This window comes from Arthrobacter sp. 10N44_2 (assembly GCF_056394385.1).
This window is the reverse complement of the sequence record NZ_JBFTHT010000008.1, coordinates 133797-159998: the sequence shown is the minus strand read 5'-3', so window position 1 is coordinate 159998 and position 26202 is coordinate 133797. Positions and strand designations below refer to the sequence as shown.

20 protein-coding genes are annotated in these 26202 nt (G+C 67.0%); 5 read left to right on the top strand and 15 right to left on the bottom strand.

Features of this window, described 5'->3' with window-relative positions:
• Positions 1 to 8 precede the first annotated feature (8 nt).
• A complete protein-coding gene (locus AC1DBX_RS11110) occupies positions 9 to 1367 on the top strand; it encodes an alpha/beta fold hydrolase (RefSeq protein WP_476931769.1) in 1359 nt (452 codons plus the stop codon).
• A 152-nt stretch (positions 1368 to 1519) separates the two neighbouring features.
• Here AC1DBX_RS11110 and AC1DBX_RS11105 read toward each other — a convergent pair whose 3' ends face one another.
• The 3 genes from AC1DBX_RS11105 to coaE form a co-directional block, all read right to left on the bottom strand.
• Positions 1520 to 2548, bottom strand: a complete 1029-nt coding sequence (locus tag AC1DBX_RS11105) for a TerC family protein (RefSeq protein WP_028276830.1) — start codon at positions 2546 to 2548, stop codon at positions 1520 to 1522.
• A gap of 163 nt (positions 2549 to 2711) precedes the next feature.
• Positions 2712 to 4793: an excinuclease ABC subunit UvrB gene (gene uvrB, locus AC1DBX_RS11100; protein WP_476931757.1), complete on the bottom strand. Its 2082-nt coding sequence runs from the start codon at positions 4791 to 4793 to the stop codon at positions 2712 to 2714.
• 40 nt (positions 4794 to 4833) lie between these two features.
• Positions 4834 to 6144, bottom strand: a complete 1311-nt coding sequence (gene coaE, locus AC1DBX_RS11095; RefSeq protein WP_476931756.1) for a dephospho-CoA kinase — start codon at positions 6142 to 6144, stop codon at positions 4834 to 4836.
• Positions 6145 to 6166: 22 nt separating this feature from the next.
• On the opposite strand from coaE, the gene AC1DBX_RS11090 reads away from it, so the two are divergent.
• Entirely contained in the window at positions 6167 to 6868 is a 702-nt protein-coding gene (locus AC1DBX_RS11090) for an IMPACT family protein (RefSeq protein WP_476931755.1), read from the top strand.
• A 4-nt stretch (positions 6869 to 6872) separates the two neighbouring features.
• The gene (locus AC1DBX_RS11085) at positions 6873 to 7520 is read left to right on the top strand and encodes a GNAT family N-acetyltransferase (RefSeq protein ID WP_476931754.1); all 648 of its coding nucleotides are present in this window, start codon (positions 6873 to 6875) and stop codon (positions 7518 to 7520) included.
• Positions 7521 to 8291: 771 nt separating this feature from the next.
• On the opposite strand, the gene rpsA is transcribed toward AC1DBX_RS11085, so the two are convergent.
• The 3 genes from rpsA to polA all read right to left on the bottom strand — a co-directional run bounded on the left by rpsA (position 8292) and on the right by polA (position 14255).
• The gene (gene rpsA, locus AC1DBX_RS11080; RefSeq protein ID WP_018773018.1) at positions 8292 to 9767 is read right to left on the bottom strand and encodes a 30S ribosomal protein S1; all 1476 of its coding nucleotides are present in this window, start codon (positions 9765 to 9767) and stop codon (positions 8292 to 8294) included.
• Between the two features lie 238 nt (positions 9768 to 10005).
• Entirely contained in the window at positions 10006 to 11292 is a 1287-nt protein-coding gene (locus tag AC1DBX_RS11075) for a GNAT family N-acetyltransferase (protein WP_476931753.1), read from the bottom strand.
• Positions 11293 to 11375: 83 nt separating this feature from the next.
• Entirely contained in the window at positions 11376 to 14255 is a 2880-nt protein-coding gene (polA, locus tag AC1DBX_RS11070; protein ID WP_476931752.1) for a DNA polymerase I, read from the bottom strand.
• Between polA and AC1DBX_RS11065 the strand changes: the two genes are divergently transcribed.
• Positions 14254 to 14718 (top strand): hotdog fold thioesterase, encoded by a 465-nt coding sequence (locus AC1DBX_RS11065; protein WP_476849603.1) that lies wholly within the window; start codon positions 14254 to 14256, stop codon positions 14716 to 14718. The genes polA and AC1DBX_RS11065 overlap by 2 nt on opposite strands.
• 47 nt (positions 14719 to 14765) lie before the next feature.
• Here the strand turns inward: AC1DBX_RS11065 and AC1DBX_RS11060 are convergent, their stop codons facing one another.
• The 7 genes from AC1DBX_RS11060 to AC1DBX_RS11030 form a co-directional block, all read right to left on the bottom strand.
• The gene (locus AC1DBX_RS11060) at positions 14766 to 15314 is read right to left on the bottom strand and encodes a dihydrofolate reductase family protein (RefSeq protein ID WP_476871537.1); all 549 of its coding nucleotides are present in this window, start codon (positions 15312 to 15314) and stop codon (positions 14766 to 14768) included.
• Between the two features lie 74 nt (positions 15315 to 15388).
• Positions 15389 to 15610 (bottom strand): hypothetical protein, encoded by a 222-nt coding sequence (locus tag AC1DBX_RS11055; RefSeq protein WP_028276822.1) that lies wholly within the window; start codon positions 15608 to 15610, stop codon positions 15389 to 15391.
• Positions 15607 to 16812 (bottom strand): inorganic phosphate transporter, encoded by a 1206-nt coding sequence (locus AC1DBX_RS11050; protein WP_230010221.1) that lies wholly within the window; start codon positions 16810 to 16812, stop codon positions 15607 to 15609. Before AC1DBX_RS11050 ends, AC1DBX_RS11055 begins: the two co-directional genes overlap by 4 nt.
• 268 nt (positions 16813 to 17080) lie before the next feature.
• Positions 17081 to 17767 (bottom strand): hypothetical protein, encoded by a 687-nt coding sequence (locus AC1DBX_RS11045; RefSeq protein WP_476931751.1) that lies wholly within the window; start codon positions 17765 to 17767, stop codon positions 17081 to 17083.
• 103 nt (positions 17768 to 17870) lie between these two features.
• On the bottom strand, positions 17871 to 18740 hold the full coding sequence (locus AC1DBX_RS11040; protein ID WP_476931750.1) for a universal stress protein: 870 nt from the start codon (positions 18738 to 18740) through the stop codon (positions 17871 to 17873).
• Between the two features lie 33 nt (positions 18741 to 18773).
• A complete protein-coding gene (locus AC1DBX_RS11035; RefSeq protein ID WP_476931749.1) occupies positions 18774 to 20090 on the bottom strand; it encodes an erythromycin esterase family protein in 1317 nt (438 codons plus the stop codon).
• Complete coding sequence (locus AC1DBX_RS11030; RefSeq protein WP_476931748.1) at positions 20087 to 21469, bottom strand: MBL fold metallo-hydrolase; 1383 nt, start codon at positions 21467 to 21469, stop codon at positions 20087 to 20089. Before AC1DBX_RS11030 ends, AC1DBX_RS11035 begins: the two co-directional genes overlap by 4 nt.
• A 339-nt stretch (positions 21470 to 21808) precedes the next feature.
• Here AC1DBX_RS11030 and AC1DBX_RS11025 point away from each other — a divergent pair, with 339 nt between their 5' ends.
• The gene (locus AC1DBX_RS11025) at positions 21809 to 23548 is read left to right on the top strand and encodes a long-chain-fatty-acid--CoA ligase (RefSeq protein ID WP_476858622.1); all 1740 of its coding nucleotides are present in this window, start codon (positions 21809 to 21811) and stop codon (positions 23546 to 23548) included.
• A 43-nt stretch (positions 23549 to 23591) separates the two neighbouring features.
• Here AC1DBX_RS11025 and AC1DBX_RS11020 read toward each other — a convergent pair whose 3' ends face one another.
• Both AC1DBX_RS11020 and AC1DBX_RS11015 read right to left on the bottom strand, forming a co-directional pair.
• Positions 23592 to 24476, bottom strand: a complete 885-nt coding sequence (locus AC1DBX_RS11020) for a hypothetical protein (RefSeq protein ID WP_476931747.1) — start codon at positions 24474 to 24476, stop codon at positions 23592 to 23594.
• Position 24477: 1 nt separating this feature from the next.
• A complete protein-coding gene (locus AC1DBX_RS11015) occupies positions 24478 to 26187 on the bottom strand; it encodes a multicopper oxidase family protein (protein WP_476931746.1) in 1710 nt (569 codons plus the stop codon).
• Between the last annotated feature and the right edge of the window lie 15 nt (positions 26188 to 26202).

Below are 26202 nucleotides of genomic sequence, written 5' to 3'. Positions count from 1 at the left end.
CGGGGCTCATGGGAGCCTCCCTGCTGGAGACTGCAACCAGCGCCGGGCGAAAAGTTCCGCACAGCGTCCGGGCACGCCACACCTACCGGGGAATGCGGACCGCGGAACATTACTTCCAGGTCCCCCTGGACCACTTCAGCGAGGCGGGGCGCCGCGGCGAAACCATCTCCGTGTTCGCCCGCGAGTACGTGTCCACCGAACACAGCGAGGCAGAGGCCGCCGGGCTGCCCTGGCTGCTTTTCCTGCAGGGCGGTCCCGGCGGGCGTGGAAACCGGTTCCCGTCGCTGGGCGGCTGGAGCAAGGCCGCCGCGAAGGACTTCCGGATCCTCATGCTGGACCAGCGCGGCACCGGCCTGTCCTCGCCCGTCGACCGCAACACGCTGCCGCTGCGCGGCACCGACGCGGAGCAGGCTGACTACCTGACGCACTTCCGCGCCGACTCGATCGTTGCCGACGCCGAGGCGATCAGGGCAGCCCTGGACGCCGCCCCCTGGACCATCTACGGCCAGAGCTACGGCGGTTTCTGCGCGCTCAGCTACCTTTCCTTCGCCCCCGGGGGGCTGCGCGAGGTCCTCGTGACGGGCGGGTTGGCCCCGCTGGGTGGCTCCGCCGACCGTGTGTACCGGGCCACGTTCCAGCGGGTCGCGGCCCGGAACGCCGAATACTTTGACTGGTATCCCGAGGACCGGGCCGCCGTCACCCGGATCGCCCGGCACCTGCGGGAAACGGAGGAGGTGCTGCCCGACGGCGGCCGGCTCACGGTGGAACGGTTCCAGATGGTGGGCTCGTTCCTGGGCGGGAACACCCGGGTGGACGCACTGCACCACCTGCTCGAGGACGCCTTCGTGGCCACACCGGACGGCGACCGTCTCTCGGACACCTTCCTGGAGCAGGTCCGGGGCCTCGTGTCCCGGGCCGCGAACCCGTTGTACGCGTTGATGCACGAATCCATTTACGCCCAGGACGGTGCCACCAACTGGGCCGCCTGGCGCGTGCTGGAGGAATTCCCCGAGTTCCGCCCCGACGCCGGCGAACCGCTTCTGACCGGGGAAATGGTGCACCCCTGGTATTTCGAGCAGGACCCGGCCCTGCACCCGCTGCAGGACGTGGCCCGGCTCCTGGCCGAAATGGACGGCTGGGCACCCCTCTACGACCCGGAGCGACTGGCGTTGAACACCGTGCCCGTCGCCGCGGCCGTCTACACCGACGACATCTACGTGGACCGGGAGCTGTCTCTGGAGACGGCGGCCGCGGTCCGGGGCCTGCAGGTCTGGGAAACCGGCGACTTCCACCACGACGGCATCGCGGACGACGGCGAGGCGATCTTCGGGCGCCTGCTGGGGATGGCCCGTTCCGCCCGACGGTGACCCGGCCGCGGCCAGGCAAAGGGCCCGGGCCGATGGCGCCCGGCTTGGCAGGTACTGCTTAAACAGGTACGGCGCCGGACCCGTGAGGGTCCAGCGCCGTACTGCTATGCGCCGCGGGGTGTGTCCTGCACTCTCACCCCGGCGGTTTGGTACTAGTCGACGTCGCTCAGGCTCTTGCGGGAGTCCTCTTCCAGCCGGGCATCCAGCTTCGACTTGGACGCCTTGGAGCTCATGAGGCTGGCGACCACCGCGACGACGATGGTGCCGATGATCACACCGAGCGAGACGTAGGTGGGGATCTCGGGGGCCCATTCGATGTGCTGGCCGCCGTTGATAAAGGGCAGCTCGTTGACGTGCATGGCGTGCAGGACCAGCTTCACACCGATGAACGCCAGGATCACGGACAGGGCGTGCTTGAGGTAGATGAGCCGGTTCATGAGGCCGCCGAGCAGGAAGTACAGCTGGCGCAGCCCCATGAGGGCAAAGATGTTGGCGGTGAAGACGATGAAGGCGCTCTGTGTGAGGCCGAAAATGGCCGGAATGGAGTCGACAGCGAAGAGCAGGTCCGTCATGCCGATGGTCACGAAGACGATCAGCATCGGGGTGAACACCTTCTTGCCGTCAACGACGGTGCGGAGCTTGCCGCCGTCGAACTTCTCGGACATCGGCAGGACCCGGCGGATCCGGGCGATCAGCGGGTTTTCCTTGTCTTCCTCGTCCTCGCCCTCGTCCTGGGCCTGCTTCCAGGCGGTCCAGAGCAGGAAGGCGCCGAAGATGTAGAAGACCCAGCTGAACTGCTCGATCACGATCGCGCCGAGCATGATGAAGATGCCGCGGAGGATCAGGGCGATGATGATGCCCACCATGAGCACTTCCTGCTGATACTTTCTCGGTACCGAGAAGCGCGCCATGATGATGATGAAGACGAACAGGTTGTCGATGCTCAGGCTGTATTCGGTCACCCAGCCGGCGATGAACTGGCCGCCGAATTCCGGGCCGGTGAAGGCGAACATGGCGCCGGCGAAGACCAGGGCCAGGGCCACGTAGAACGCGACCCACAGTCCGGCTTCTTTCATGGAGGGCTCATGCGGGCGTTTGAGGACCATCAGCAGGTCGATGGCCAGAATGACGCCGAGGACGACAAACGAGCCGATCTCGAACCACAGGGGAAGCTCGGGCACGGGGGAAATACCTTTCGTAGGGTACAGCTCAGCGGTGTAAGTCTCTCCGACCGCCGGCGCATGACGCTGCCTGGCTGCCCGCTACGCCCGGCGCGGCATCGTAGCCGTGCGTGTTGACGATCGTAGCGTTTGGGATACTCCCCTACGTTTGACCGAGTTTACCCTAGGCGTGCCCCGCGGATTGCATTTGCCGCAGTTCCTTCTTCAAATCCCCCACCTCGTCGCGCAGCCGGGCGGCCAGTTCGAACTGCAGCTCCCCGGCTGCGGCGTGCATCTGTTCGGTCAGCTGTTCGATCAGCCCGACGAGGTCCTCGGCCGGCGCGGCGGCGAGCCCGTCCGCACGGATGAGCGAGGTGCCCTTGCCCTTGCCGCGGTTCTTCCCGGCCGCGGCCAGCAGCTCGCGGGTGTCCGCGTCTTCCTTGGCCAGCTGGTCGGTGATGTCCGCGATCTTCTTCCGGAGCGGCTGGGGATCGATCCCGTTCTCCGTGTTGTAGGCCACCTGGATGGCGCGGCGGCGGTTGGTCTCGTCGATGGCATGGGCCATCGAATCGGTGATGCGGTCCGCGTACATGTGCACCTGGCCGGAGACGTTTCGGGCGGCACGCCCGATGGTCTGGATCAGGGACGTCGAGGAGCGCAGGAAGCCTTCCTTGTCCGCGTCCAGGATGCTGACCAGCGACACCTCCGGGAGGTCCAGGCCTTCACGGAGCAGGTTGATGCCGACGAGGACGTCGAAGACACCCATCCGCAGTTCGCGCAGGAGTTCCACGCGGCGGAGGGTATCGACGTCGGAGTGCAGGTATTCCACCTTCACGCCATGGCCCAGCAGGTAGTCCGTCAGGTCCTCGGCCATCCGCTTGGTCAGGGTGGTGACCAGGACCCGCTCGTTCTTCGCGGTCCGGGTCCGGATTTCGCCCAGCAGGTCATCGATCTGCCCCTTCGTGGGCTTGACGACGACCTCGGGGTCGATCAGGCCGGTGGGGCGGATGATCTGCTGGACGAAGCCGTCGGACTTGCCGAGCTCGTACTTGCCCGGCGTCGCGGACAGGTAGACGGTCTGGCCCACGCGGTTCTGGAACTCGTCCCATTTGAGCGGGCGGTTGTCCATCGCCGAGGGCAGCCGGAAGCCGTGGTCCACGAGGTTCCGTTTGCGGGACATGTCGCCCTCGTACATGGCGCCGATCTGCGGCACGGTGACGTGGGACTCATCGATCACCAGGAGGAAGTCGTCCGGGAAGTAGTCGATCAGGCAGTGCGGCGCGGTTCCGCGGGCCCGGCCGTCGATGTGCGAGGAATAGTTCTCGATGCCGTTGCAGAACCCCATCTGCTGCATCATTTCCAGGTCATAAGTGGTGCGCATCCGGAGCCGTTGGGCCTCGACCAGCTTGTTCTGGCTTTCCAGCACGGCGAGGCGCTCGGCCAGTTCGTCTTCGATCCGCTTGATCGCCCGGCCCATCCGTTCCGGACCGGCGACGTAGTGCGAGGCCGGGAAGACGTACATTTCGTTCTCGTCCCGGAGCACTTCGCCGGTCAGCGGGTGCAGGGTCTGGATATTTTCGATCTCGTCACCGAAAAACTCGATCCGGATCGCCAGTTCCTCGTACATCGGGATGATTTCCACGGTGTCCCCGCGGACCCGGAACGTGCCGCGGTGGAAGTCCATGTCGTTGCGGGTGTACTGCATGGAGACGAACTTCCGGAGCAGGTCGTCACGGTTCATCTCCGCCCCCTTGCGGAGGGTCACCATCCCGGCGATGTATTCTTCCGGGGTGCCGAGGCCGTAGATGCAGGAGACGGTGGCAACCACGATCACGTCGCGGCGGGTCAGCAGCGCGTTGGTGGCGGAGTGGCGGAGCCGTTCGACTTCCTCGTTGACGGAGGAGTCCTTCTCGATGAAGGTGTCCGTCTGGGCGACGTAGGCCTCCGGCTGGTAGTAGTCGTAGTAGGACACGAAGTATTCCACCGCGTTGTTCGGCAGCAGTTCGCGGAATTCGTTGGCCAGCTGCGCGGCGAGGGTTTTGTTCTGCACCATCACCAGGGTGGGCCGCTGGACCTGCTCGATCAGCCAGGCCGTGGTCGCGCTCTTACCGGTACCGGTGGCGCCAAGCAGCACGACGTCTTTTTCGCCGTTCTGGATGCGCTCGGTCAGCTCTGCGATGGCGGCCGGCTGGTCACCCGCCGGCTGGAACTCACTGATGACCTCGAAGGGCGCCACGACGCGGTTGATTTCCTGGGCAAGACTCATGTACCTAATCTACCGCCGGGCTGTGACAGGATGCCCTGATTCAGCTTTGGGCGGTACCGGGGCCGGCGGCAGGTGCCGTTGCGGTGGCGCCGCCGACGGTGCCGGCGTCGTCTGCATCGGCGGCGTCTGCTCCGGCGTCGTCCGCGTACGACGGCGGTTGCCATCCCGTGCGCTTCACCCACGCTTCCATCCGGGGCCAGGCATACCCGGTGAACCAGCCCTCCTTGTCGGCCGCGTAGCCGGCGGTGGACTTGTCGACGCCGTGCAGCCCGGCGACCCGTTGCTTTTCGGCCACATAGTCCGCCCGGGCTTCGGGATCGGCGCGCAGCCAGTCGCGGAAGCACAGCGCGTACCGCCAGCCCGGCGAGCCGGCCGCGCGGAGGTGGAGATTCACCGGCCGGCCGGGGTCGGCGTTGCCGTGCAGCCGCTTGCCCCAGTCGGCAGGGTCCGGGTGCGAGGGTTTCGGGTTGTCGGCGATGATGCCGGGCCAGCGCGGGAATCCTGCGTTGGCCAACAGCGGCGCGATCCGGTCCGCGGTGTCGAGGTCCCGGACGCTGAGCTGGAGGTCGATCACATCTTTGGCGTCGAGGCCAGGGACGGCCGTGGACCCGAGGTGGTCGACGGCCAGGACATCCTGCGGGACCGCTGCCCGCAGCCGGGCGATCAGCCGGGCGGCCTGCGCGGCCCAGGCCGGATCGGCCGGGGCGAGGACCGGCCCCGCCGTCCGCGGGGCGATCCTCTGCTCCTTGAGGTTCAGTGCGAACGGCGTCAGCCGCTCCTCCCACAGCGCGTCGACCGCGTGCCGGAGGTCCTCCGGGGTGCCGGAGTTGTCCAGCACGACGTCCGCGGCGGCCAGCCGGTCCTCGCGGCCCGCCTGGGCTGCCATCCGGGCGCGCGCCTCGTCGGCGGTCATGTTGCGGTGTTCGGCCATGCGGCGGACCCGGACGTCGTCGGGGGCATCCACCACGACCACCAGATGGAAGTTCTTCCCTTGCCCGGTTTCGACCAGGAGCGGGATGTCCTGGACCACGACGGCGCCGGCCGGGGCGGCGGCGACCATCGCCGCGGCGCGCTCCCGCACCAGGGGGTGGACGATGCCGTTCAGCGCGGCCAGGCGCTCCGGATCACCGAAGACCAGGGCACCGAGCCGGGCCCGGTCCAGCCGGCCTTCCGGGGTCAGGACGGCGGCACCGAAGGCTTCCACCACACTGGCCAGTCCGGGCGTACCAGGTTCCACGACCTCCCGGGCCAGCGCGTCGGCGTCGACAAGCACTGCTCCAAGGTCGCGCAGGCGCGCGGCAACCATGGACTTCCCCGAGGCGATTCCGCCGGTCAACCCGATCTTCAACACCTCACCAGACTAAACTGAACCGGTGGCAGATGCGGCGGAATCCCCCGAGAGCAGGACGGCCGTCTACACCACCCTCGCAGCGGGGCCCGGGTTTCGGCACGAAATCGAGGTCAAGCGGTCCCGTTTCATCACCGTGCTGGCCCGCTCGGCGGACGAGGACGCCGCCCGGGCCGTCCTGGGCGGGTTGCGCCGGGAATTCCATGACGCCCGGCATCACTGCTTCGCCTTCGTGCTCGGCCCCGACCGGGGCATCCAGCGTTCCAACGACGACGGCGAGCCGTCCGGCACCGCGGGCATCCCCATGCTCGAGGCGCTGCTGAAGCGGGAGACCGCACCCGGCGTCGCCGATCTCAGCGACGTCGCCGTCGTCGTCGTGCGCTATTTCGGCGGCATTCTCCTGGGTGCCGGCGGCCTGGTGCGGGCCTATTCCGAATCGGTGTCCGGAGCGCTGGAGTTGGCTCCCCTCGTGCGGCGCCGTCGGCTGCGCATTTGCTCGGTACCCGTACAGCACGCCGTCGCCGGCCGGCTCGAGAACGATCTGCGCGCCGCGGGGTATGTCATGGCCGTAACCCGTTACGAGGCGCAGACTACTGTCCTGAGGCTGGCGCTGCCGGATGATCCGGAAGAACTTGCCCGGGCCGCGGACCGCGTGGCCGCCATGTCGGCTGGCAGCGCGTCGCTGCTGCCCGGAGAAACGGAGTGGATCGATGTGCCCATCAGCTGAGCCCGTGCCCGCGGTCGCGCTGCTTGACGTCAGCGAGGACGTTCTCGAACAGCTCCTGGAACTTGCGCTCCGGGACGCCGACGCCGACGAGGTCACCCCGCCGCTGGGCACAACCGCCGGCTGGAACACCGACCGGATCAGCTGGTTCCGCGAATTCCACCGCGCCGCCGCAGCCGGCCTGGACGGTCCCTCGGGGCAGAAGACGTGGGCCATCAGCTGCGACGGGCAGATGGCAGGGTCCGTGCGGCTCAGGCGGATGGACACGGAGCCGGCAGCAGCGGATGAGGGCTGGGCCCGTGGTGACGGCTGGGCTGTTGGTGCCGCCGGGGCTTTTGGTGCCGCCGGGGCCGTTGGTGCCGCCGGGGCTGGGCCAGGTGGTGGCGCCGGGGCCGTTGCGGGGGGTGGCGGCTGGGCGCTGGAGACCGGAATCTGGCTCGCCCGGAGCTTCCGCGGCCGGGGTGTGGGCCGCGAGGCGCTGCGCCTCGTAAGGGCTCGCGCCGCGTCGACCGGGGCAGCCGTCCTGGTAGCCGAGACGACGGCCGGCAACGTGGGAGCCCTCGCGTTGCTGAAGTACGCGGGCGCCGAACTGGTGACCGGTGCCGCCTCGCAGACACAGACGGTGCCGGTCATAGCGAAGATCCCGCTGCGCTGAAGGCATGGCATCCTGGGCCCGGTCCGGGCTCCCTTCCACCGTTGGACATGCCCTCCGTTGTCAGCGCCTGGCTGCCGTCACGGAGCCTACATTCCATGGCGCGGCCCGGTGCTTGTTCTGACATGCAGGAAGCGCGTGCAACGGCAGCCCGGTGCCTAGTGCCAGGAATGCGCATGTCCGGCACCAACGCATGGCGCCGGCCTCCCCGCACTGGACATGTCCCGCGCCGGAGGCCAGGGCTGGGCACAATCCACAAATGTCCAAGGCCCGGCTCGAAAAATGGGCATGTCCCCGGAGGGAGGGCTTCAAAAATGGGCATGTCCGGTGGTCCGGGCGCCCGCGGGGCATGTCCGGCACCAGGGCATGGCGCCGTCCTCCCCGCACTGGACATGTCCCGCGCCCAGGGCCAGGACTGGGCACAATCCTCAAATGTCCACGGCCCGGCTCGAAAAATGGGCATGTCCCCGGAGGGAGGGCTTCAAAAATGGGCATGTCCGGTGGTCCGGGCAACCGCGGGGCATGTCCGGCACCAGGGCATGGCGCCGTCCTCCCCGCACTGGATATGTCCCGCGCCCAGGGCCAGGACTGGGCCCAATCCACAAATGTCCACGGGCCGGCTCGAAAAATGGGCATGTCCCCGGAGGGAGGGCTTCAAAAATGGGCATGTCCCCTCGGGGCACACAAAAAGGTGGCCGCCCCCGAGGGGACGGCCACCTTCAAGCTACAAACTGCCTGGCCTCAGGGAGCTGACTCCTTGAGGATCACGGGCAATTAGTTGCCGGTCAGCTTCTCGCGCAGAGCGGCAAGAGCCTCGTCCGAAGCAAGCGTGCCTGCACCGGTCTCGGCTGCAGCCGGCTCGGAGGAGTAGCTGGTGGTGCCGGAATCGCTCTCACCGGACGTTGCAGCTGCAGCGTCGTCGGCAGCGTGCTGGGCAACCTGCTTCTTGTGTGCTTCCCAGCGGGTCTGGGCGTCAGCGTACTGCTGCTCCCAGGCTGCGCGCTGGTTCTCGTAGCCTTCAAGCCACTCGTTGGACTCCGGGTCGAAGCCCTCCGGGTACTTGTAGTTGCCCTCTTCGTCGTACTCTGCGGCCATGCCGTAGAGAGCCGGATCGAATTCGGTGCTGTCGGCGTCGACGCCCTCGTTGGCCTGCTTGAGGGAGAGCGAGATGCGGCGGCGCTCGAGGTCGATGTCGATGACCTTGACGAACAGCTCGTCACCAACGGAGACAACCTGCTCGGCCAGCTCAACGTGGCGCACGGCGAGCTCGGAGATGTGGACCAGGCCTTCGATGCCGTCTTCAACGCGAACGAACGCGCCGAACGGAACGAGCTTGGTGACCTTACCCGGAACAACCTGGCCGAGGGCGTGGGTGCGGGCGAAGGTCTGCCACGGATCTTCCTGCGTAGCCTTGAGCGACAGGGAGACGCGCTCGCGGTCCAGGTCGACCTCGAGAACCTCGACGGTGACTTCCTGGCCAACTTCGACAACCTCGGACGGGTGGTCGATGTGCTTCCAGGACAGCTCGGAAACGTGAACCAGGCCGTCTACGCCGCCCAGGTCCACGAAGGCACCGAAGTTGACGATGGAGGAAACGACGCCGGGACGGACCTGGCCCTTTTCCAGCTTGTTGAGGAACGTGGAGCGGACCTCGGACTGGGTCTGCTCGAGCCATGCACGGCGGGACAGCACAACGTTGTTGCGGTTCTTGTCCAGCTCGATGATCTTGGCTTCGATCTGCTGACCGATGTACGGAGCGAGGTCGCGCACACGGCGCATCTCGACGAGGGATGCGGGCAGGAAGCCGCGCAGACCGATGTCGAGGATAAGACCACCCTTGACAACCTCGATGACGGTACCGGTGACAACACCGTCTTCTTCCTTGACCTTCTCGATGTCGCCCCAGGCACGCTCGTACTGAGCACGCTTCTTGGAGAGGATCAGGCGGCCTTCTTTGTCTTCCTTGGTGAGCACCAGGGCTTCGACCTGATCGCCAACGGAGACGACGTCTCCGGGGTCAACGTCGTGCTTGATGGAAAGCTCGCGGGAGGGAATGACACCTTCGGTCTTGTAACCGATGTCGAGCAGGACTTCGTCGCGGTCGACCTTGACGACGGTACCTTCGACGAGGTCTCCGTCGTTGAAGTACTTGATGGTGGCGTCGACAGCTGCGAGGAAGTCCTCAGCGGTACCGATGTCGTTAATGGCGACTACGGGGGTACCGGGCTTCTCGGTGGAGGTGATGGTCATGTAGTAGGGGCTCCGTTGTGGATAGTGAGTCGGTCAGGCAAACCGCTTCGCCGGCATTATGGAATGCAGGCCAAGAGCACGGCGTCACAGCAAGCGTTCCGCCGGGTCATCCTGATTTTGTGGATTGTAGATGCGCGCACGTAGTACGCGCCTGTTTAGTCTAGTCGTTTACGCGAACGCCGGTCAAAGCGCACGGGGCCGTCCGTGTCGCCTTCGGCGCCGAAATCGGACCGGAGGCCTAGAAGTGCGTGAGGCAGTGCGGTGAACGTTCGACGGCGAACATGAGCCGCGCCGTCAGCGCCGCCCCGGCGGTGTGCTCGGTGATCCGGCCGGCAGCTTTCAGCGTCACGGGACAAACGGCGCCCAGATAGATGGAGCCGAGGTCCGCGACATCAAGGGACAGGTCCGGCTCAGCCTCCGGAGCCGGCCGCACCGTGGCCTCTCCCCCGCTGACCGTGAGCGCGAAGGTGCCGGCCGCGAAGTCGAGACTGTCCCTGACCGCGAGAACGACCGTCCCGTCGGCCGAGTAGCGCCGGGCCCCCAGCACCCGGGCCGGGTCCAGGACGCGCAGCCACAGCATGTCGCGGTGGTCCGATGCCTCGACGCATCGCGGGTCCTCCAGCGCCCAGGTCAGGGGGTCGTCCACCGGTGCATCCTGCCAGCTGATCCTGTCCACGAGGTCGATGCTGCCCAGGAACTGCCAGAGTTCCAGGTACGCGGCGTCATTCGCGGCCACGAGGTCCACGATCTCCATGGTGTACGGCTTGGCGTCCCACCCGGCGAATTTATAGGACACGTAGCCGTCCACGGTTCCGGCGGCGTCGTAGTGCAGGGCGCAGCGGATTGCCTCGTCCTCGCTGCCGTCCCGGCCGAGCATGCCCGAAGACCGCAGCCGGTACGCTTCCTGCCGCGAGATCGATCCGGGCATGGACGCGTGGACCCGGCCAAAAACCTCGGGGGCCAGTTCCAGCAGGACCTTGCGGTCCGCAATCTCCACGGTGCCGGCGGGCGCATGGCGCAGCCGGAAGCGCGGCCCGGTGTCGACCTTGATGCTGCGCTCGAAGGTGGCCACACCGTAACCGAACCGCCCGTAGATCGAGGCCTCCGAGGCGGTCAGTGCCGCCAGCGCGACGCCGTCCGCATTCGCCGCGGCAAGGTCCTCGGTCATCATCCGCCGCAGCAGTCCCTGCCGGCGGTGGGTCCCGCGCACCGTGACGGCCGTGACCAGCTGGGCTTCGAGCTGACGGCCGTAGCCGATGTTCAGGTCCTTGCGCAGGGTGGCGAAGGTCGCCACCGGGACGTCGACAGCCAGCGAGTGGGCCGCGACGCCGTCTGCCTGGTAAACGCCGGTCATTTCACGGTTGTCCACGCGATACATGGCCATGATCTTGTCCGCGAAGTCGTCTTTGCGCGGCTCGTCGTAGAAGCCGATCCCGACCCCGCGCAGCCACGCCGTGCCTTGCGCGTAACCCGCCTCGTCCTTCGCGACCGCGCGGAACCGCCTGAGCTCGTACTTATCTGCCACGTACTTCTCCCCCTGAGAATCCCGGTCCGGCATAGCCGGAACGAATACTGACGGACCGAAACCTTGCCGGTTCCGGTCCAGCTTTAGTGCCCCGCCTCGTACCAGCTGGAGCCGATGCCGATCTGGACGTCCAGCGGAACGCTGAGGTCCGCGGCCGAGCCCATTTGCTCGGTCACCAGCTTCTCCACGGCCTCGCGCTCACCCGCGGCGACTTCGAGGACAAGTTCATCATGGACCTGCAGGAGCATGCGCGATTTCAGGCCCCGTGCCGCCAGTTCCGCGTGCACACCCAGCATGGCGCGCTTGATGATGTCAGCCGCCGATCCCTGGATGGGCGAGTTCAGCGCGATGCGCTCCGCATTCTCACGCAGCTGGCGGTCGGTGCTGGTCAGGTCCGGGAGGTAGCGCCGGCGCCCCTCGATGGTGGCGGTGTAGCCGTCGATCCGGGCCTGGTCCACCACGCCGCGGAGGTAGTCGCGGACGGCGCCGAACCGGTCGAAGTAGTCCTTCATGAGGGTCCGCGCCTCGTCAACGGAGATCTCCAGCTGCTTGGACAAACCGAACGAGGTCAGCCCGTACGCGAGGCCATAGGACATCGCCTTGACCTTGGACCGCATGGCGCTGGTCACCTGGTCGGTGGGCACATGGAAAATGTTCGAGCCCACGAACCGGTGGAGGTCTTCGCCGTCCTTGTAGGCCTGGATCAGGCCGGCGTCGCCCGAGAGGTGCGCCATGATGCGCATTTCGATCTGCGAGTAGTCCGCGGAGAGCAGGCACTCGTAGCCCTCGCTGACCACAAAGATGCCGCGGACGCGCCGGCCTTCCTCGCTGCGGATGGGGATGTTCTGCAGGTTGGGGTTGTTGGAGGAGATCCGGCCCGTGGCTGCGACGTTCTGCGCGTACGTGGTGTGGATCCGGCCGTCTTCCGTGACGGACTTCTTCAGCGACTCCAGCATCTGGCGCAGCTTCGACGACTCCCGGTGCGCCATGAGCTGGACCAGGAATTCGTGCCCGGTCTTTTCCAGCAGGTTTTTGAGTGACGCGGCGTCGGTGGTGTAGCCGGACTTGATCTTCTTGGTCTTCGGCAACTGCAGTTCGTCGAACAGCACGGTCTGGAGCTGCTTCGGCGAACCAAGGTTGACCTCGTGGCCGATCGCGGCGAACGCCAGCTCCTGGGCGTTGTCGATCACCTTGGCGAGATCTGACAGCTGCTCGTCCATGCGGGGCATGTCGATGGCGATTCCCGCCAGTTCCATATCGGCCAGCACCCGGCTGACTGGCAGTTCGAGGGTGGTCAGCAGGTCCTGCGCTTTGCGTTCCGTCAGTTCTGATTCGAGGAAGCGGCTCAGGGCCTGCACGACGGCGGCGACGTGGACCAGCGCGCCCGCAGCGGCGGCGTCGTCGCCGTCGAACGCCAGCTCAAGCTGGCCTTCCTTGGCGGCCTCCGTGGAAACCGCGATGTTGAGGTGATGCTGTGCCAGCTCGGCGAGTTCATAGCTGCGGCGGTCCGGCTGGATGAGGTAGCCGGAGATCGAGGTGTCATCCACCACGCCTTCCAGTTCCAGGCCGCGCGCGGTCAGGGCCTTCAGGGCAGCCTTGAACCCGTGCATGACCTTCGGTGCGTGGGCGTCGCGCAGCCATGCGGCCAGAACGTTTTCGGCGGCGGCGTCCTGGCTGGCCAGGTCGATATAGACGGCGGCGTCGTCGCGGACGATCGCCACCGCTGCGGCGTCCTCGCCGATCCGGCCGGGCACAACGTCGACCGCCACAGCGGAGCGCTTGCCGGCACCGGCCTCGAGGAACGCGCCGAGTTCGGCTGCGTCCGCCGGGATCACGAAGTCCGGGATGTCGAGGCTTTCCCGCTCGGCTTCGGTGACTTCACTGCCGTAGAGGGCGAAGAGCCGGGTCCGGATGGTCTTGAATTCCAGGGCGTCGAACAGCTCCTCGAGGGCTGCCTGGTCAGGCCGCGGGTCCGCGAGCTCGTCCAGCGTCACTGGCAGATCCAGGTCGGTGTGCAGCCTGTTGAGGCGCCGGTTGCGCTTGACGTCGTCAACGTATTCGCGCAGGGAGTCCCCCACCTTCCCGCCGATCGCGTCGAGGTTCTCCAGGACCCCCTCCAGTCCGCCGTAAAGGTTGATCCATTTCGCTGCCGTCTTGGGGCCGACGCCGGGAACACCGGGGAGGTTGTCCGCGGATTCCCCCACCAGGGCGGCGAGGTCCGAGTACTGGGCCGGGCTGACGAAGTACTTCTCCTGGATGGCGTCCGCGTCCATGCGGGGAATATCGCTGACACCCTTCTTGGGGTACAGGACGAAAACGTTGTCGGTGATGAGCTGGAAGGCATCGCGGTCGCCTGAGACCAGCAGCACTTCGTAACCGGCCTTTTCCCCCATTGCGGCGAGGGTGGCCAGGATGTCGTCAGCTTCCCAACCGGGCATTTTGATGGTCTTGATGCCCCAGGCGCCCATGACCTTGTCGATGAGGTCGATCTGGCCGCTCATTTCCCGCGGGGTCTCGTTGCGTCCGCCCTTGTACTCGCTGTACTCGGCCTTGCGGTGCGTCGTGTCATCGGAGACGTCGAAGGCGACCGCCACGTGGGTGGGCTTTTGCTCCTTGATCAGGTTGATCAGCATGGACGTGAAGCCGTGGACGGCGTTCGTGTGCTGGCCCGTGGCGGTGGAGAACTTGTCCGCGGGCAGGGCGAAGAACGCCCGGAACGCCATGGAGTGCCCATCGAGGACGAGTAGCCGCGGCTGGTCCGTGATGGGAATCACGGGGGCCTCAGTGGCGGAAACCGACGCCGCGGCCCGGCTGGATTTTCCGGCACGCTTGGCCGCAACCCCTGAATCCGGCTCAGCTGCCAGGAGTTGGTCTGCGGCAGTGTCCGCGGAAAGGGAGGCTGCATTCTCGAGGGCAAGGGCCGGTTTGGTAGTTTCACTCACAGGTGCCAGCCTAGTTCCCATGATGGACAATTTCACGCCCGGCCCGTACGCGGCCGAGCTCGCTGCGGCCGGTGTTCCCGAGGACATGCACGATTGGCTGGGCCAGTACGGCGTCGGAGCCCTTGTGGTGAAGATGGGGATCCGCTTCCTCGAGATGAGCCCGGAGCGCACTGTGGCCACCATGCCGGTGGCGGGGAACACCCAGGTGGCAGGCATCCTGCACGGCGGGGCCCACGTGGTCCTGGCCGAAACCCTGGGTTCGTTCGCGGCCGGCATGCATGCCGGACCGGACCGGCAGGCGCTCGGGATCGAGGTCGGGGCGACGCACCACCGGGCGATCTCCGAGGGCACCGTCACCGGCACCTGCACGGCCATTCACCTCGGCCGGACGCTCGCCACCCACGAAATCGTGATGACCGACGAACTCGGCCGGCGGCTCTCCACCGCCCGGATCACGAACCTGATCCGCGATATCGCGCGCTAGGTCCGCGATAACGCGGAGGGCGACCGGCCCGGCGGCGCCGGATCCGGCTAGGGCCGGGCCGGGAAGCGGTAGCGCAGCTCCACGATGCCCCGGCCCAAGGTGCGGGAAGATGTCAACTCGAGCGGCGGCGTCGGGCCCGCCATAGGCAGCAACTGTTTGCCGCCGCCCAGGACCACGGGAATGACCGAGACAATCAGTTCGTCCAGCAGCCCGGCGTCAGCGAACTGCGCTGCGAGCACGCCTCCACCCACAACCCAGACGTTTCGGCCGCCGGCCGCTTCTTTGAGGTCGTCCACGAACTCGCCTACCACCCCGCGCACGAACGTCACATCCGCGCCCTTCGGGGCGGCGTGCTCGTGACGGGTGAAGACCCAGGAGGGTGTGCCCGGATACGGCCAGGTGTCCGGTTCGTGCTCCCGAAGCCACGCGTACGTCTCGCCGCCCATGACGATGCAGCCGACGTCGGCCATGAACGCGTCATAGCTGTCCTGTCCGCCCTCAAAGCCGTCGAACTGCAGCAGCCAGGCGAGATTGTCGTCGGCAGTGGCGATGAACCCGTCGAGTGAGGACGCCACGAAGTATTGGAAGCTCACCATGGCCCCAGCCTAGCCACTGCGGTGGCCGGTGTCCCATCCCCCGAACGCAACGGCTGCACGGCCGCGGGGACGTCTTATTTGTGGAAGTAAGGAATGATCAGGTAGAGCCCGAAGAGAATGGCGGCGCCGCACAAAGCGAAGCACGTGTAAGCGAGCGGTCGGGTCCAGGCCGCCGGGGAGGTCCGGGTGTCCCCCGCGATGGCCGTGAGCCGGACGCCGAGGGAGTAGAGAACTACCACGGTTACAGCGGACACAAGCGTGGCACTCGCCACGCTGAACAGTTCCAGCCATTTCATCGCTGGGCACCGCCGTTCTTGATCGACTTGGTGGCGGACTTTTTCTTGCGGAACTGCACGGCCTGGCCGACTTCCTCGATCTCGACGGCGTTGTTGCTGCCCACAGGCGACTTCCGTGAGCGCACAAACATGTAGGCCACTGCGGCGGTGCCGGCAGTTGCCGCGATGATCACGCCTACGACCCCGGTCTGCACGAGCAGAGCCGTCAGCGCGCCCATGATTCCGGCGGCCGGCAGCGTGAACAGCCAGCCGATGGCAATCCGGCCGGCGGTTCCCCACCGCACCGTAGTGCCGCGGCGTCCCATGCCGGAGCCCACGACCGAGCCGGAGGCCACCTGCGTGGTGGACAGGGCGAAGCCCAAGTGCGAGGACGCCAGAATGGCTGTGGCGGTGCTGGTCTCGGCGGCAAAGCCCTGGGCGGGCTTCACTTCGGTGAGCCCCGAGCCCATGGTGCGGATGATCCGCCACCCGCCGGAATAGGTGCCGATCGCGATGGCGAAGGCACAGGCGGTGATAACCCACCACTCCGGACCGGAGCCGGCAGGCTGCAGGCCGGCGGAGATCAGGACCAGGGTGATGATGCCCATCGTCTTCTGGGCGTCGTTGGTGCCGTGGGCCAACGCCACGAGGCTGGACGTGAAGACTTGACCGGTCCGGAATCCGCCGCGCTTCTGCGTGAGCTTGTCCCCGGTTTCGGGGTCATGGCGGGCGGTCAGGCCGTACGCCAGCCGCGTGCACAAGTAGGCTACGCCGCCCGCGATGATCGGGGCGAACACCGCGGGAAGAATGATCTTTTGGAGAATTGACTCGAAGTTGATCGCGTGGATGCCGATACCGGCAATCGCGGCCCCGATCAGGCCGCCGAAGAGGGCGTGGGAGGAACTGGACGGCAGGCCCTTGAGCCAGGTGATCATGTTCCAGAGGATGGCGCCCATCAGCCCGGCGAAGATGATGTCCGGGGTGATCTGGACCCCGTCCGAGCCTTCCTTGATGATGCCGCCCGAGACGGTCTTGGCGACTTCCGTGGAGAGGAACGCTCCCACGAGGTTCAGCACCGCCGCGAGGGCAACTGCTGTTTTCGGTTTGATGGCGCCGGTCGCGATGGGGGTAGCCATGGCGTTCGCGGTGTCATGAAATCCGTTGGTGAAGTCGAAGAACAGCGCCAGCGATATCACTAGCGCCACCATTACGGTGATTTCCACCTGTTGCCCAATCTGAAGTGTTCACGGTCGGCAGTTCCACATCCCCGTTGCTGCATGGCCACCACGTCCATCCGGGGTCCATCCGAACGAACTCGCGGTGGTCGCATATGCAGCTTGAAACCTTATCGATGGTACGTGGGAATGACGGCAGGGCAAAACGTGCCAGAAGACCCTAAATTCGGTCCTCCTGTGCGGCACGGGCATTAACCGTGGCGGTGCGGTGCTGGTCACAGCAGGCGCCGCCCGGCTCCACCGGATAAGGCCCAGCTCAGACGGCCCGGCGAACGTCCGGCGCCGGGCCCGCGCCGAGCATCGAAGCGATCCTGTCCTCCAGCGCCGCTAGCGTCGCCTCGGGCAGCACGATGAGCCCGTCGAGTTCCCGGCGGGCGCGGCGGTAGGCCGTCTGCCGCTCGGCGGGAGTTGCGGCCGCGTCCGACGCTATCCGCAGAAGTTTCCGGGCTGTCTCGAGCCGCTGGCGTTCGGGACCGGTGAACTTGCTGTCCCTGATCCGTTTGGCTTCCCGTTCGGCGACGTCGAATGCGAGCTCAAAGCTGGTCACGGCCGCCCGGTACTCCGCAAGCCGCGCGGCGGTCCTGACTTCCGCCGGGGCGGCGGGGCGCAGCCCGTCGGCCTCGCGTTTGGCCCGGAGGAAGGCCACGGTGAGGGGCTCCCGGACATCCGTCATGACCGGGTAGTCGATCAGCTTCCCCACGTCGAGTTCGTAGTCCAGCCAGCGTTGGTTGACGGTGTCGTGCGCCTTCATGAGGGCCAGTACGTCGGCCTGGCTGGCCTGCTCTGCCTGCGCCGCCTGGTTCTTGAGCGTATAAAGCTCCACGCGGCGGAGGTGACGGCGTTCGGCGGCTTTGGACCAGGACCGCGCCCACCCCCCGGCCAGTCCGCTCAGGGGAAAGACGAGCCACCAAAAGTGAGTGATGAAATTGAAGAAGGGGTCCACGGCATCATCCTCCCATCCGTTGGCGGCGCCGGAAAGCCCCCTCCAAAAGGGGGCTCTCCGGCGCGTTCCGGGACCTTGCCGTCACGGGTTGCTTGCCGGGCGGTCAGTCGCCGTGCTTGACCTTGTGCACCTTCGTGACGATGGTGGGGCACGGCACGTTCAGGAGTACAGCGTGCGCGGTGGAGCCGAGCACGGTCCGGGAGAACCCGCCACGTCCGCGACTTCCAATCACCAACTCCCTGGCGTCGGCGGCGATATCCACGAGGGCCTTCGCCGGTTCGGTGTTCGTCTCAAGGCGCTGATGGACCACCAGGTCGGGGTATTTGTCGCCGAGCCCGGCGACCGACTCGGCGAGAACAATCCGGTCCTCTTCGACGATGCTCTCGGCGAGACCACTGGTCGGCAGCTGCTTCTCGACCCACCGGGCAGGGCTCTTGAACGCGAGGACCACGGTGAGCTCGTCCCCACCCCGATCAGCTTCGGCGGCCGCGAAGGCGACGGCCTGCAGCGACTCCTCGGAGCCGTCCACGCCGACCACGACGCCCTTTGCCCCGGTGGCCGGTTTCGCCGGCACGACGGCTACCGGGCATTCCGAGGCCGAGACAACCTGCAGGGCCCGGTCCGTCATGGGACCGCCGCCCATCCAATGTTTGTCATGGCCGCCAACCACGATCATGGCTGCCTCCTTGGAGACTTCCCGGAGCACCGAGCCGCCGCTGCCATGACGGAGCTGGATGTCGACAGTGACGTCCGGGGCATGTTCACGGGCGGCCGTCTCAGCGTCCCGAAGCAGGTCCATCCCCGATTCCCGGATGATCTCGTGGTACTGAAAATCCGGTGACATCCAGCGGTCGTCCACCGCGTGGACGACCGTGACCGGGAGCTTGTCCCGGGCGGCCCGGTCAAGGGCCCAGGCCAGGGCGGCGCTGCTGCCTGCGGACCCGTTGATGCCGACGATGATTGCTTTGCTCATGCTGATTCCTGCTTTCCTGGAATGCACACCGGCCTAAAATCCGGTGGGCTCGGTCTCAAACTCCGGTTCGCGGGGCGGGCCTTCATGGTGCACCGGACGCAGCGCTGCGGTGTGTTCCAGCCAGATGAGGGCGTCGTAGCGCTCCCCCATCCGGGTCGGAACGTAGTTTCCGGCGTCCCGTTCCGGGTGGTAGACGACGCCGATCGCCCGGTGTCCGAGCCATGTAGAAAGCCACGGCCCGGTCCTGTCGTCGCCGAACACCAGCACTGAGGGCACCCCCAGGGCCTGATGCAGGAAGTCTTCGTGGCTGCCCGGGCGCGCTTCCGGCACCGTCAGGATGCGTTCGGGGCGGCCCCACCCGTCGGAGGCGAGCACGGAGCCGCGGTGGGATGCGAAGCCGACCAGCAGCACGCCTTCGCCCGCGTGGCGTTCGCGCAGCAGCTGCCCGACGTTGACCAGGCCGTCCTGCGCCATGTCGGTGGCCCGGGCATCGCCGATGTGTGTGTTGTGTTCCCAGATGAGTCCCTTCGACGCCGGCCCGAGGTGCCTGCTGACCCGGTCGATGGTGTCGGCCATATGGTGGTCGCGGACGTTCCAGGACTGCCTGTCGCCGCGGACCATGATGCGGTAGTAGTGCTCGGCGTTGGCCGCGACTTCAGCGTTCTGGACGGCGTCGAAGGCGTCCTCCTCCTGCCGGCCGGGGCTGAAGGCCCGGTTCCTGACCTCGGTCAGGAGGGCCACGACGTCGGGCTCGCAGGACTGCGGCACCAGCCGCGTGCTCCAGGCATACTGGTGCGGGTCCTCGTGGTGGGGCAGGAAGCACTGCCAGGCGCGCTCCGCCGCGGGGACGGCGTCGGGAACGTTCGCCTGCAGCCAGCCGATGATTTCGCGCAGCGAATCCCAGAGCGAGTAGACATCCAGCCCGTAGAAGCCGACACGTTTGTCCAGCGGCCTGGCCAGGTTCCAGCTGCGCAGCCAGTCCAGGAACGCCGCGACTTCCTCGTTGGCCCACATCCAGGTTGGCCAGCGTTCGAAGCCGGCCAGCAGCGCGTGGACGCCCTGGTCCTTCCCCTCCTGGCCGCGGACCCATCGGTTGATCCGCCGGCAGTCGGGCCAGTCCCCTTCCACACCAATCCAGTTGTAGCCTTCCTCCGCGATGAGCCGCCTGCTGAGGGTGTCGCGCCAGGTGTAGAACTCGTGGGTGCCGTGGGAGGCCTCGCCGATGGCGACAAAACGGCAGTCGGCCGCGCGCCGCACGAGGCCGTTGAGGTCCCGATCGGTTTTCAGCGGCCGGGCGAGATCGTGGACCTCCTTCAACACGGTGGTCCGGGTGACGGCCTCGGGGTTCATCGCGGATCCTCGATGTCGACCGTCTCCAGGTATTCGGGCACCCTGGCCCGCCAGCCGAGTTCGCGTTTGATCCTGATACGCAGGGCCTCGGACGCGTCCGGGTCACCGTGCGTGATGTAGGTCATGCGGGGCGCTACTTCTGCCGTCCTCATCCACGCGATGATGGCGTCGCCGTCGGCGTGCGCGGACAAGCTTTCCATCTGGATAACCTCGGCCCGCACCTTGACGTCTTCCCCGTAGATGCGCAACTCGCGTTCACCGGCAGCAAGGGTGGCCCCCCGCGTGCCGCTGGCCTGGTAGCCGCTGAGGATGATGGCATTTTTCGGGTCGGGGCCGTACGCCGCGACGTGGTGCAGGATCCGTCCGCCAGTCAGCATTCCGCTGGCCGAGATGATGATCATGGGGCCGCCGCGCAGGTTCAGCAACTTGGATTCGTCCACGGTGCGGGTGAGTTTGGCCAGTTTGTACATGTCCACGTATTCCTCCCGCTTGAGCCGGTGTTCTTCGGGGTGGCGCTGGTACATTTCGGAGGCGTCGATGGCCATGGGGCTGTTGAGGTAGACAGGGATGCGAGGAATCGCGCCCTTGCGCAAGAGCCGGGACAGGTACAGCATCAGCGTTTCGGCCCGGCCGACGGCGAACGCGGCAAACATGATGACCCCTCCGCGTTTCGCGACGCGGTTGATGATCTCTCCCAGCAGCTTCTCCGGATCCTCAGTGGAGTGTTTCCGGTTGCCGTAGGTGGATTCGGTCACCAGGATGCCGGTTTCGCCGAGCGGGCGGGGCGGATACATGAACGGGTCATCGGCCCGGCCCAGGTCCCCGGTGAAGTGCACCGACTGGGAGCCAACCCGGACGTGCACTTGGGCGGCCCCCAGGATGTGCCCGGCCGGCACGAACGTCAACTCCATGCCACCGCCAAGGTCAAGGGGCACATCAAACTCGACGATTTTGAATCTGTTGAGGGACGCGACGGCGTCCGCAGCCGTGTAGAGGGGCAGGGCGGGATCATGCGCGGATGACCCCCGCTGCGAGGCATACCGGGCCTCCTCCTCCTGCAGGTGGCCGCTGTCCGGCAGGATGAGTTTGCATAGGTCTGTGGTGCCGGCCGTGGCGTACACGGGGCCGCCGAACCCGCCCCTGACCAGAGCAGGGACATATCCGGTGTGGTCCAGGTGCGCGTGGGTCAGCACCACGGCGTCGATGGACCGCGGCGGCACCGGAAACGGCGCCCGGTTGCGCTCGCGGCTGCGCTTATAGCCCTGGAAGAGTCCGCAGTCCACCAGCACGCGCCCGCCGCCGGCGTCGATCAGGTAGCGTGAACCGGTCACGGTGTCGGTGGCACCAAGGAAGTTCAGGCTCGGCTGCTGCTGCTTCATGGCGCCCCCGTGGACCTTCTTCTTGCGTAAATTGTGCGTTAATTGCGCGCGAACCTGTGACCTGCGCAAACCTGTGACCAGCGCGAACCTGTGTCCTGAACGACCCCAGAGAAGTGCGCGGACCCGCGGCTCGCGGTGTACGCCCCAGCTTCCGCCCGGGCCTGCCGGGTGCCAAGGGCCAAAAGTCACCTCCGGGCCGGCGTCGGCCGCCGCCGGGGCCTCCGCGGCACGCGTCCAGGCGGGCCGCCCCCGGTAGGATTTCTTGATGGGCCCGGCCGGGCCCGAGGCCGGCAGCCCGGCACCGCCCAGCACAGCGCAGCCCAGTCGCAAGGACACACCATGAGCACCAAATCCGCAGGGCCCAGGCGTCCCGACCGCCCCTGGACCCGCCACTACAGCCCCGGGGTTCCCGCCAGCCTCAAGCTCCCGGAAGGGTCCCTCGTTGACCTGATGGACTCGTCGGTCCGGCGCTACGGGAAGAAGACCGCACTGGAATTCTTCGGAGCGCGTACCAGCTACCGGGACCTCGGCACCGCCATCAACAGGGCGGCCGCGGGCCTGAGGAAGCTCGGCGTCCGGGCCGGTGACCGGGTGGCGCTGGTCCTGCCGAACTGCCCGCAACACATCATCGCTTTCCACGCGGCACTGCGCCTGGGCGCCGTGGTCGTCGAACACAACCCCTTATATACGGACCGTGAGCTGCGCCACCAGTTCGAGGACCATGGCGCCACCGTCGCCGTTGTCTGGGACAAGGCCGTGGACAAGGTCCGCCAACTGCCGGCCGACGTCGGGCTGCAGAGCATCGTCTCCGTTGAGCTGATTCCGGCGATGCCGCTGCTGCAACGGGTCGCGCTGCGGCTCCCCGTGCCGGCGGCCCGCGCCGCCCGCGCCGCCTTGACCGCCGGCAAGCACACGCGCCGGACCGTGGCGCAGCCGGCGCGCCGGACCGTGCTGGCGTGGAAAGACCTCCTTGGCGCAGGCGACCTGAAGAAAAAGCATCCGCGCCCGGCCGCCACTGACCTGGCTGTCATCCAATACACGAGCGGCACCACGGGCCGGCCCAAAGGCGCCATGCTGACCCATGCCAACCTGCAGGCCAATGCCGCGCAGGGCCGCGCCTGGGTGCCGGGGCTCAAGGACGGCCGGGAAACCGTGTACGCGGTGCTGCCGATGTTCCACGCCTACGGCCTGACGCTGTGCATGACGTTTGCCCTGAGCATCGGCGCGAGGCTGGTGCTCTTCCCTAAGTTCGACGTCGACCTCGTGCTGAAGGCACACAGGAAGTCGCCTGCCACATTCCTGCCGGCGGTGCCGCCGATCTACGACCGCATCGCCGCCGCAGCCGCCGAGCGCGGTATCGCGCTGGACAGCATCCGCTTTTCCATCTCGGGGGCGATGAACCTGCCGACGGCGACGGTGGACACGTGGGAGAAGGCGACCGGGGGCTACCTGATCGAGGGCTACGGGCTGACGGAAACCTCGCCCATCGCCTTGGGCAACCCCTTCGGTCCCAGCCGGAAACCGGGAACCGTGGGGGTCCCGTTTCCCCTGACGGACATTCGTGTGGTGGACCCGCGGAACGTCCTCCTGGACCGCGCCCCGGGAGAGGAGGGCGAGCTCCTGGTCCGCGGCCCGCAGGTCTTTGCCGGCTACTGGAACCGGCCGAAGGAGACCGAGGAGGCGCTGCTGGAGGGCGGCTGGTTCCGGACCGGTGACATCGTCTCGGTAGATAAGGATGATTTCGTGACCGTCCGGGACCGGATCAAGGAACTGATCATCACGGGGGGCTTCAACGTCTCCCCCACGGAAGTTGAAGATGTCCTCTCCGGGTACCCCGGTGTCCGGGACGTGTGCGTGGTGGGACTGCCCCGCCCGGGCGGCGGCGAAGACGTGGTTGCCGCCGTCGTCCCGTCCGCGGGCTCCGGCCTGGACCCGGAGGCGCTGCTGGCGTTTGGCCGGGAGAACCTGGCCGCCTACAAGGTGCCGCGCCGCGTTGCCGTGGTGGATGAGCTGCCGCGTTCGCTGATCGGCAAGGTCCTGCGCCGCGAGATCCGGGACACACTCGTGGCCGGCCGGTAGCTTACCTCCGGCCGGCCACTGGTGCGCTCAGTGTCCGGACTCCTCAGTGTCCTGAATCGTCGGGGCCCGGGGTCGTCGCGGTTGTGCCGCTGCCCGAATCATCGCCGCCTTCCTCATGCGAGTGCGACCCGCTGTCCCCCGCGGACGGTTCAGGCTCCGCCGGTTCCGGTTCGCGGGACATGTCCACTCCCTCCCCCGTGGTTGAACGGGGAGCCAACGTCACGTCCGCTGGCTGGACCCCGGCGCCGCGGGCCATGCCGTTCCGCACGGATTCCACCAGCGAGTCGCTGAGCAGTGGTCCCGTGTACGTGACCGTCAGGGCTCCGCCATCCACCGACGTGCCGTAGTTCCCGAGCGCGTCCGAGAGAATGCCTTCCCTGGCGATGGAAGCGGCCAGGACTGCCGGATCGGCGGCAGCGACGCTGAACTGGAGGTCGTGGACCAGGACTGAGGCGACGTGGACATGCTCCACTCCGGGGTAGCTGCCCTCCGGGCCGAAGGCGCGCTCCGCCAGTCTCTCGGCGTCGTCACTGGTGCTTCCGGGCGGAAGCGCCAGGATCAGTTCCGGCGCGAGGTGCTCCAGGATCGCTGGTTCGAGCACGTCCGGGGGGATGTCGGAAAGGACGATGCCGCCGGCAGCCGCGGTCTGCTCGAGCCGTGCGCGCGGCGCGCCTGGCTTTCCGCCCGCGGCGGGGTGGATGGCAATGACGGCGCGGCGTCGAACCATCAGCCCGTCGTGGCTCACGGCCGGGCGGCCGTTGCCGACGTCGGTCCCCGTCTCCAGGGACACGGGCGCGGCGCTCTGCACGGCTCCGGCGGTCGGCGCTGCCGTCGGCGAGGGCTGGGCCGGGGCCGGCGGTCCGCCTGTGCAGGCGCTCAGCGCCAGTACAAGCAGGGCCGCCGCGCCCAGCGTCCCAACGCGGCCCATCTCAGGTCCCCGCCGGCAGTCCGGGCCGGTACACCGGCGGGAACGCGTCCAGAGCAGTGGTGTCCAGGGTCGGCGGGTCGGAAGTGATGGGGTCGTTGGTGCGGAGGTCGCCCACGGAGAACTGCACCATCATGTCGTGGTCCTCATGGACCAGGTTGTGGCAGTGGATCATGTAACGCCCGCCCCCGCCGGTACCTGTGTCGAACTGCATGAGGGCGGTGATGGACTCGTTCTCGCCGGCGTAGAAGACATCCTTGGGGCCCTTTTCCCAGGCAAACGGCAGGCCGCCGTTGGTGTTTCTCGCGATGATCTTGGCGTCAATGAGGTGGATGTGTACCGGATGGAACCATCCCCCGGACGCGTTGATGATGGTCCATTGTTCGACGTCGAAGGGCTGGGGGTTGCCGAACAGCTTGGTGAACCCGGACTTCTCCACGTCGGCCCACGTGACGCCGTTGACGGTCCACTGTCCGTGGTCCCGGAAAAATTTCAGCTCGCGCTTCGCCTTGGCCATCGCCGGGGTGAGGCTCATGGTGGGGATGCCCCCCTTGGAGGCGTTGACGGAGCCGCCGTCGTCCAGGGTGGCCGGGATGCTGGAAATGGAGCCGGCCCCGGACCCGGAGTCGGCCACTACCTGGAAGCGCATGATCTTGTTGGTGTTCGCGAAGTCGATGTTGTTCTTGTTGCTGAGGTTCCGCAGCTCGATCAACTGGCCGGTCCGGTATTTCCGGAAATCGATCAGCACCTCATAGCGTTCCGCTGTGCCCTGCCGCCACGATTTCACGGCCTCCACTTTGGGCGTCATGCCGGCGTCGGTGCCCACCACGTAGATGGGGTCTCCGGTGGACAACGTGGGCCGGTAGGACCGTGAAATCGAGGCGTCGAGCACCCGGAAGCGGTAGATCCGGGGCTTGACCTTCATGGTGGGCCACGGCACGCCGTTGACCATGATGATGTCGCCCCAGAGTCCCTTGACGTCGTTGTCGTTGTAGGCGAGGGATCCGTCGGCGTTGAACATGGCGTCCGAGATCATGAGTGGTACGTCGAATTCGCCCTGCGGCAGTTGGGCACGCTCAAACTTGTCGGACAGTGGATAGAAGGCCGCGAGCCCCGAATACACGTTCTGGGCGGTGATGTGGTGCTTATGGTCGTGGTACCAGAGGGTCCGAGCCGTCTGAAAGTTGGGGTACCGGTAGTTCTTGACGTTTCCCGGGACGGTGATGTCGTTGGCGTAGCCGTCGTACTGCGGCAGCGACGCTGAGCCGTGCAGGTGGGTGACGGTATCAAAGCGGGCCGGCTGAACCAGCCCGGCGGCGGGCAGCGCGTTGCGGATCCGCACCTCGATCCGGGTGCCCTGGGTGGCCCGGATGGTTGGGCCGGGGAAGATGCCGTTGTAGCCCGCGACGGTGGTGTTCAGTCCGGGCAGGAAGTGGGCCTGGCCGAGCTTCTGGGTAAGGGCGTACCGGGCGAAAGGACGGGCCGGGTCGCCGCCGTCGAAGCCCGTCTGAAAGGGGACCAGTTCCGGCGGCCGGCGGAATACTCCCGCATAGGGAACAGGCATGTTCTGCGGTGCAAGAAGGCTGGCGGTGACCGGCGTCGCGGCCGGCGCGGTGGTGCCCGTCGTCGGGATGTCGTCGTCGCCGCCTTTGAAACCGGCAAGGCCGAGGGCGCCGACAGCGCCCAGTTTGAAAATTTCTCGTCGTGTAGTCATGGCCCCTCCAAGTGG

What these genes read in the sequence shown, in the direction of transcription:
- AC1DBX_RS11110 (WP_476931769.1), top strand. Translation starts at nt 9, where the DNA reads ATGGGAGCCTCCCTGCTGGAGACTGCAACCAGCGCCGGGCGAAAAGTT.
- uvrB (WP_476931757.1), bottom strand. Translation starts at nt 4,793, where the DNA reads ATGAGTCTTGCCCAGGAAATCAACCGCGTCGTGGCGCCCTTCGAGGTC.
- rpsA (WP_018773018.1), bottom strand. Translation starts at nt 9,767, where the DNA reads ATGACCATCACCTCCACCGAGAAGCCCGGTACCCCCGTAGTCGCCATT.
- AC1DBX_RS11065 (WP_476849603.1), top strand. Translation starts at nt 14,254, where the DNA reads ATGATGGACAATTTCACGCCCGGCCCGTACGCGGCCGAGCTCGCTGCG.
- polA (WP_476931752.1), bottom strand. Translation starts at nt 14,255, where the DNA reads ATGGGAACTAGGCTGGCACCTGTGAGTGAAACTACCAAACCGGCCCTT.
- AC1DBX_RS11060 (WP_476871537.1), bottom strand. Translation starts at nt 15,314, where the DNA reads ATGGTGAGCTTCCAATACTTCGTGGCGTCCTCACTCGACGGGTTCATC.
- AC1DBX_RS11055 (WP_028276822.1), bottom strand. Translation starts at nt 15,610, where the DNA reads ATGAAATGGCTGGAACTGTTCAGCGTGGCGAGTGCCACGCTTGTGTCC.
- AC1DBX_RS11040 (WP_476931750.1), bottom strand. Translation starts at nt 18,740, where the DNA reads ATGAGCAAAGCAATCATCGTCGGCATCAACGGGTCCGCAGGCAGCAGC.
- AC1DBX_RS11035 (WP_476931749.1), bottom strand. Translation starts at nt 20,090, where the DNA reads ATGAACCCCGAGGCCGTCACCCGGACCACCGTGTTGAAGGAGGTCCAC.
- AC1DBX_RS11030 (WP_476931748.1), bottom strand. Translation starts at nt 21,469, where the DNA reads ATGAAGCAGCAGCAGCCGAGCCTGAACTTCCTTGGTGCCACCGACACC.
- AC1DBX_RS11025 (WP_476858622.1), top strand. Translation starts at nt 21,809, where the DNA reads ATGAGCACCAAATCCGCAGGGCCCAGGCGTCCCGACCGCCCCTGGACC.
- AC1DBX_RS11020 (WP_476931747.1), bottom strand. Translation starts at nt 24,476, where the DNA reads ATGGGCCGCGTTGGGACGCTGGGCGCGGCGGCCCTGCTTGTACTGGCG.
- AC1DBX_RS11015 (WP_476931746.1), bottom strand. Translation starts at nt 26,187, where the DNA reads ATGACTACACGACGAGAAATTTTCAAACTGGGCGCTGTCGGCGCCCTC.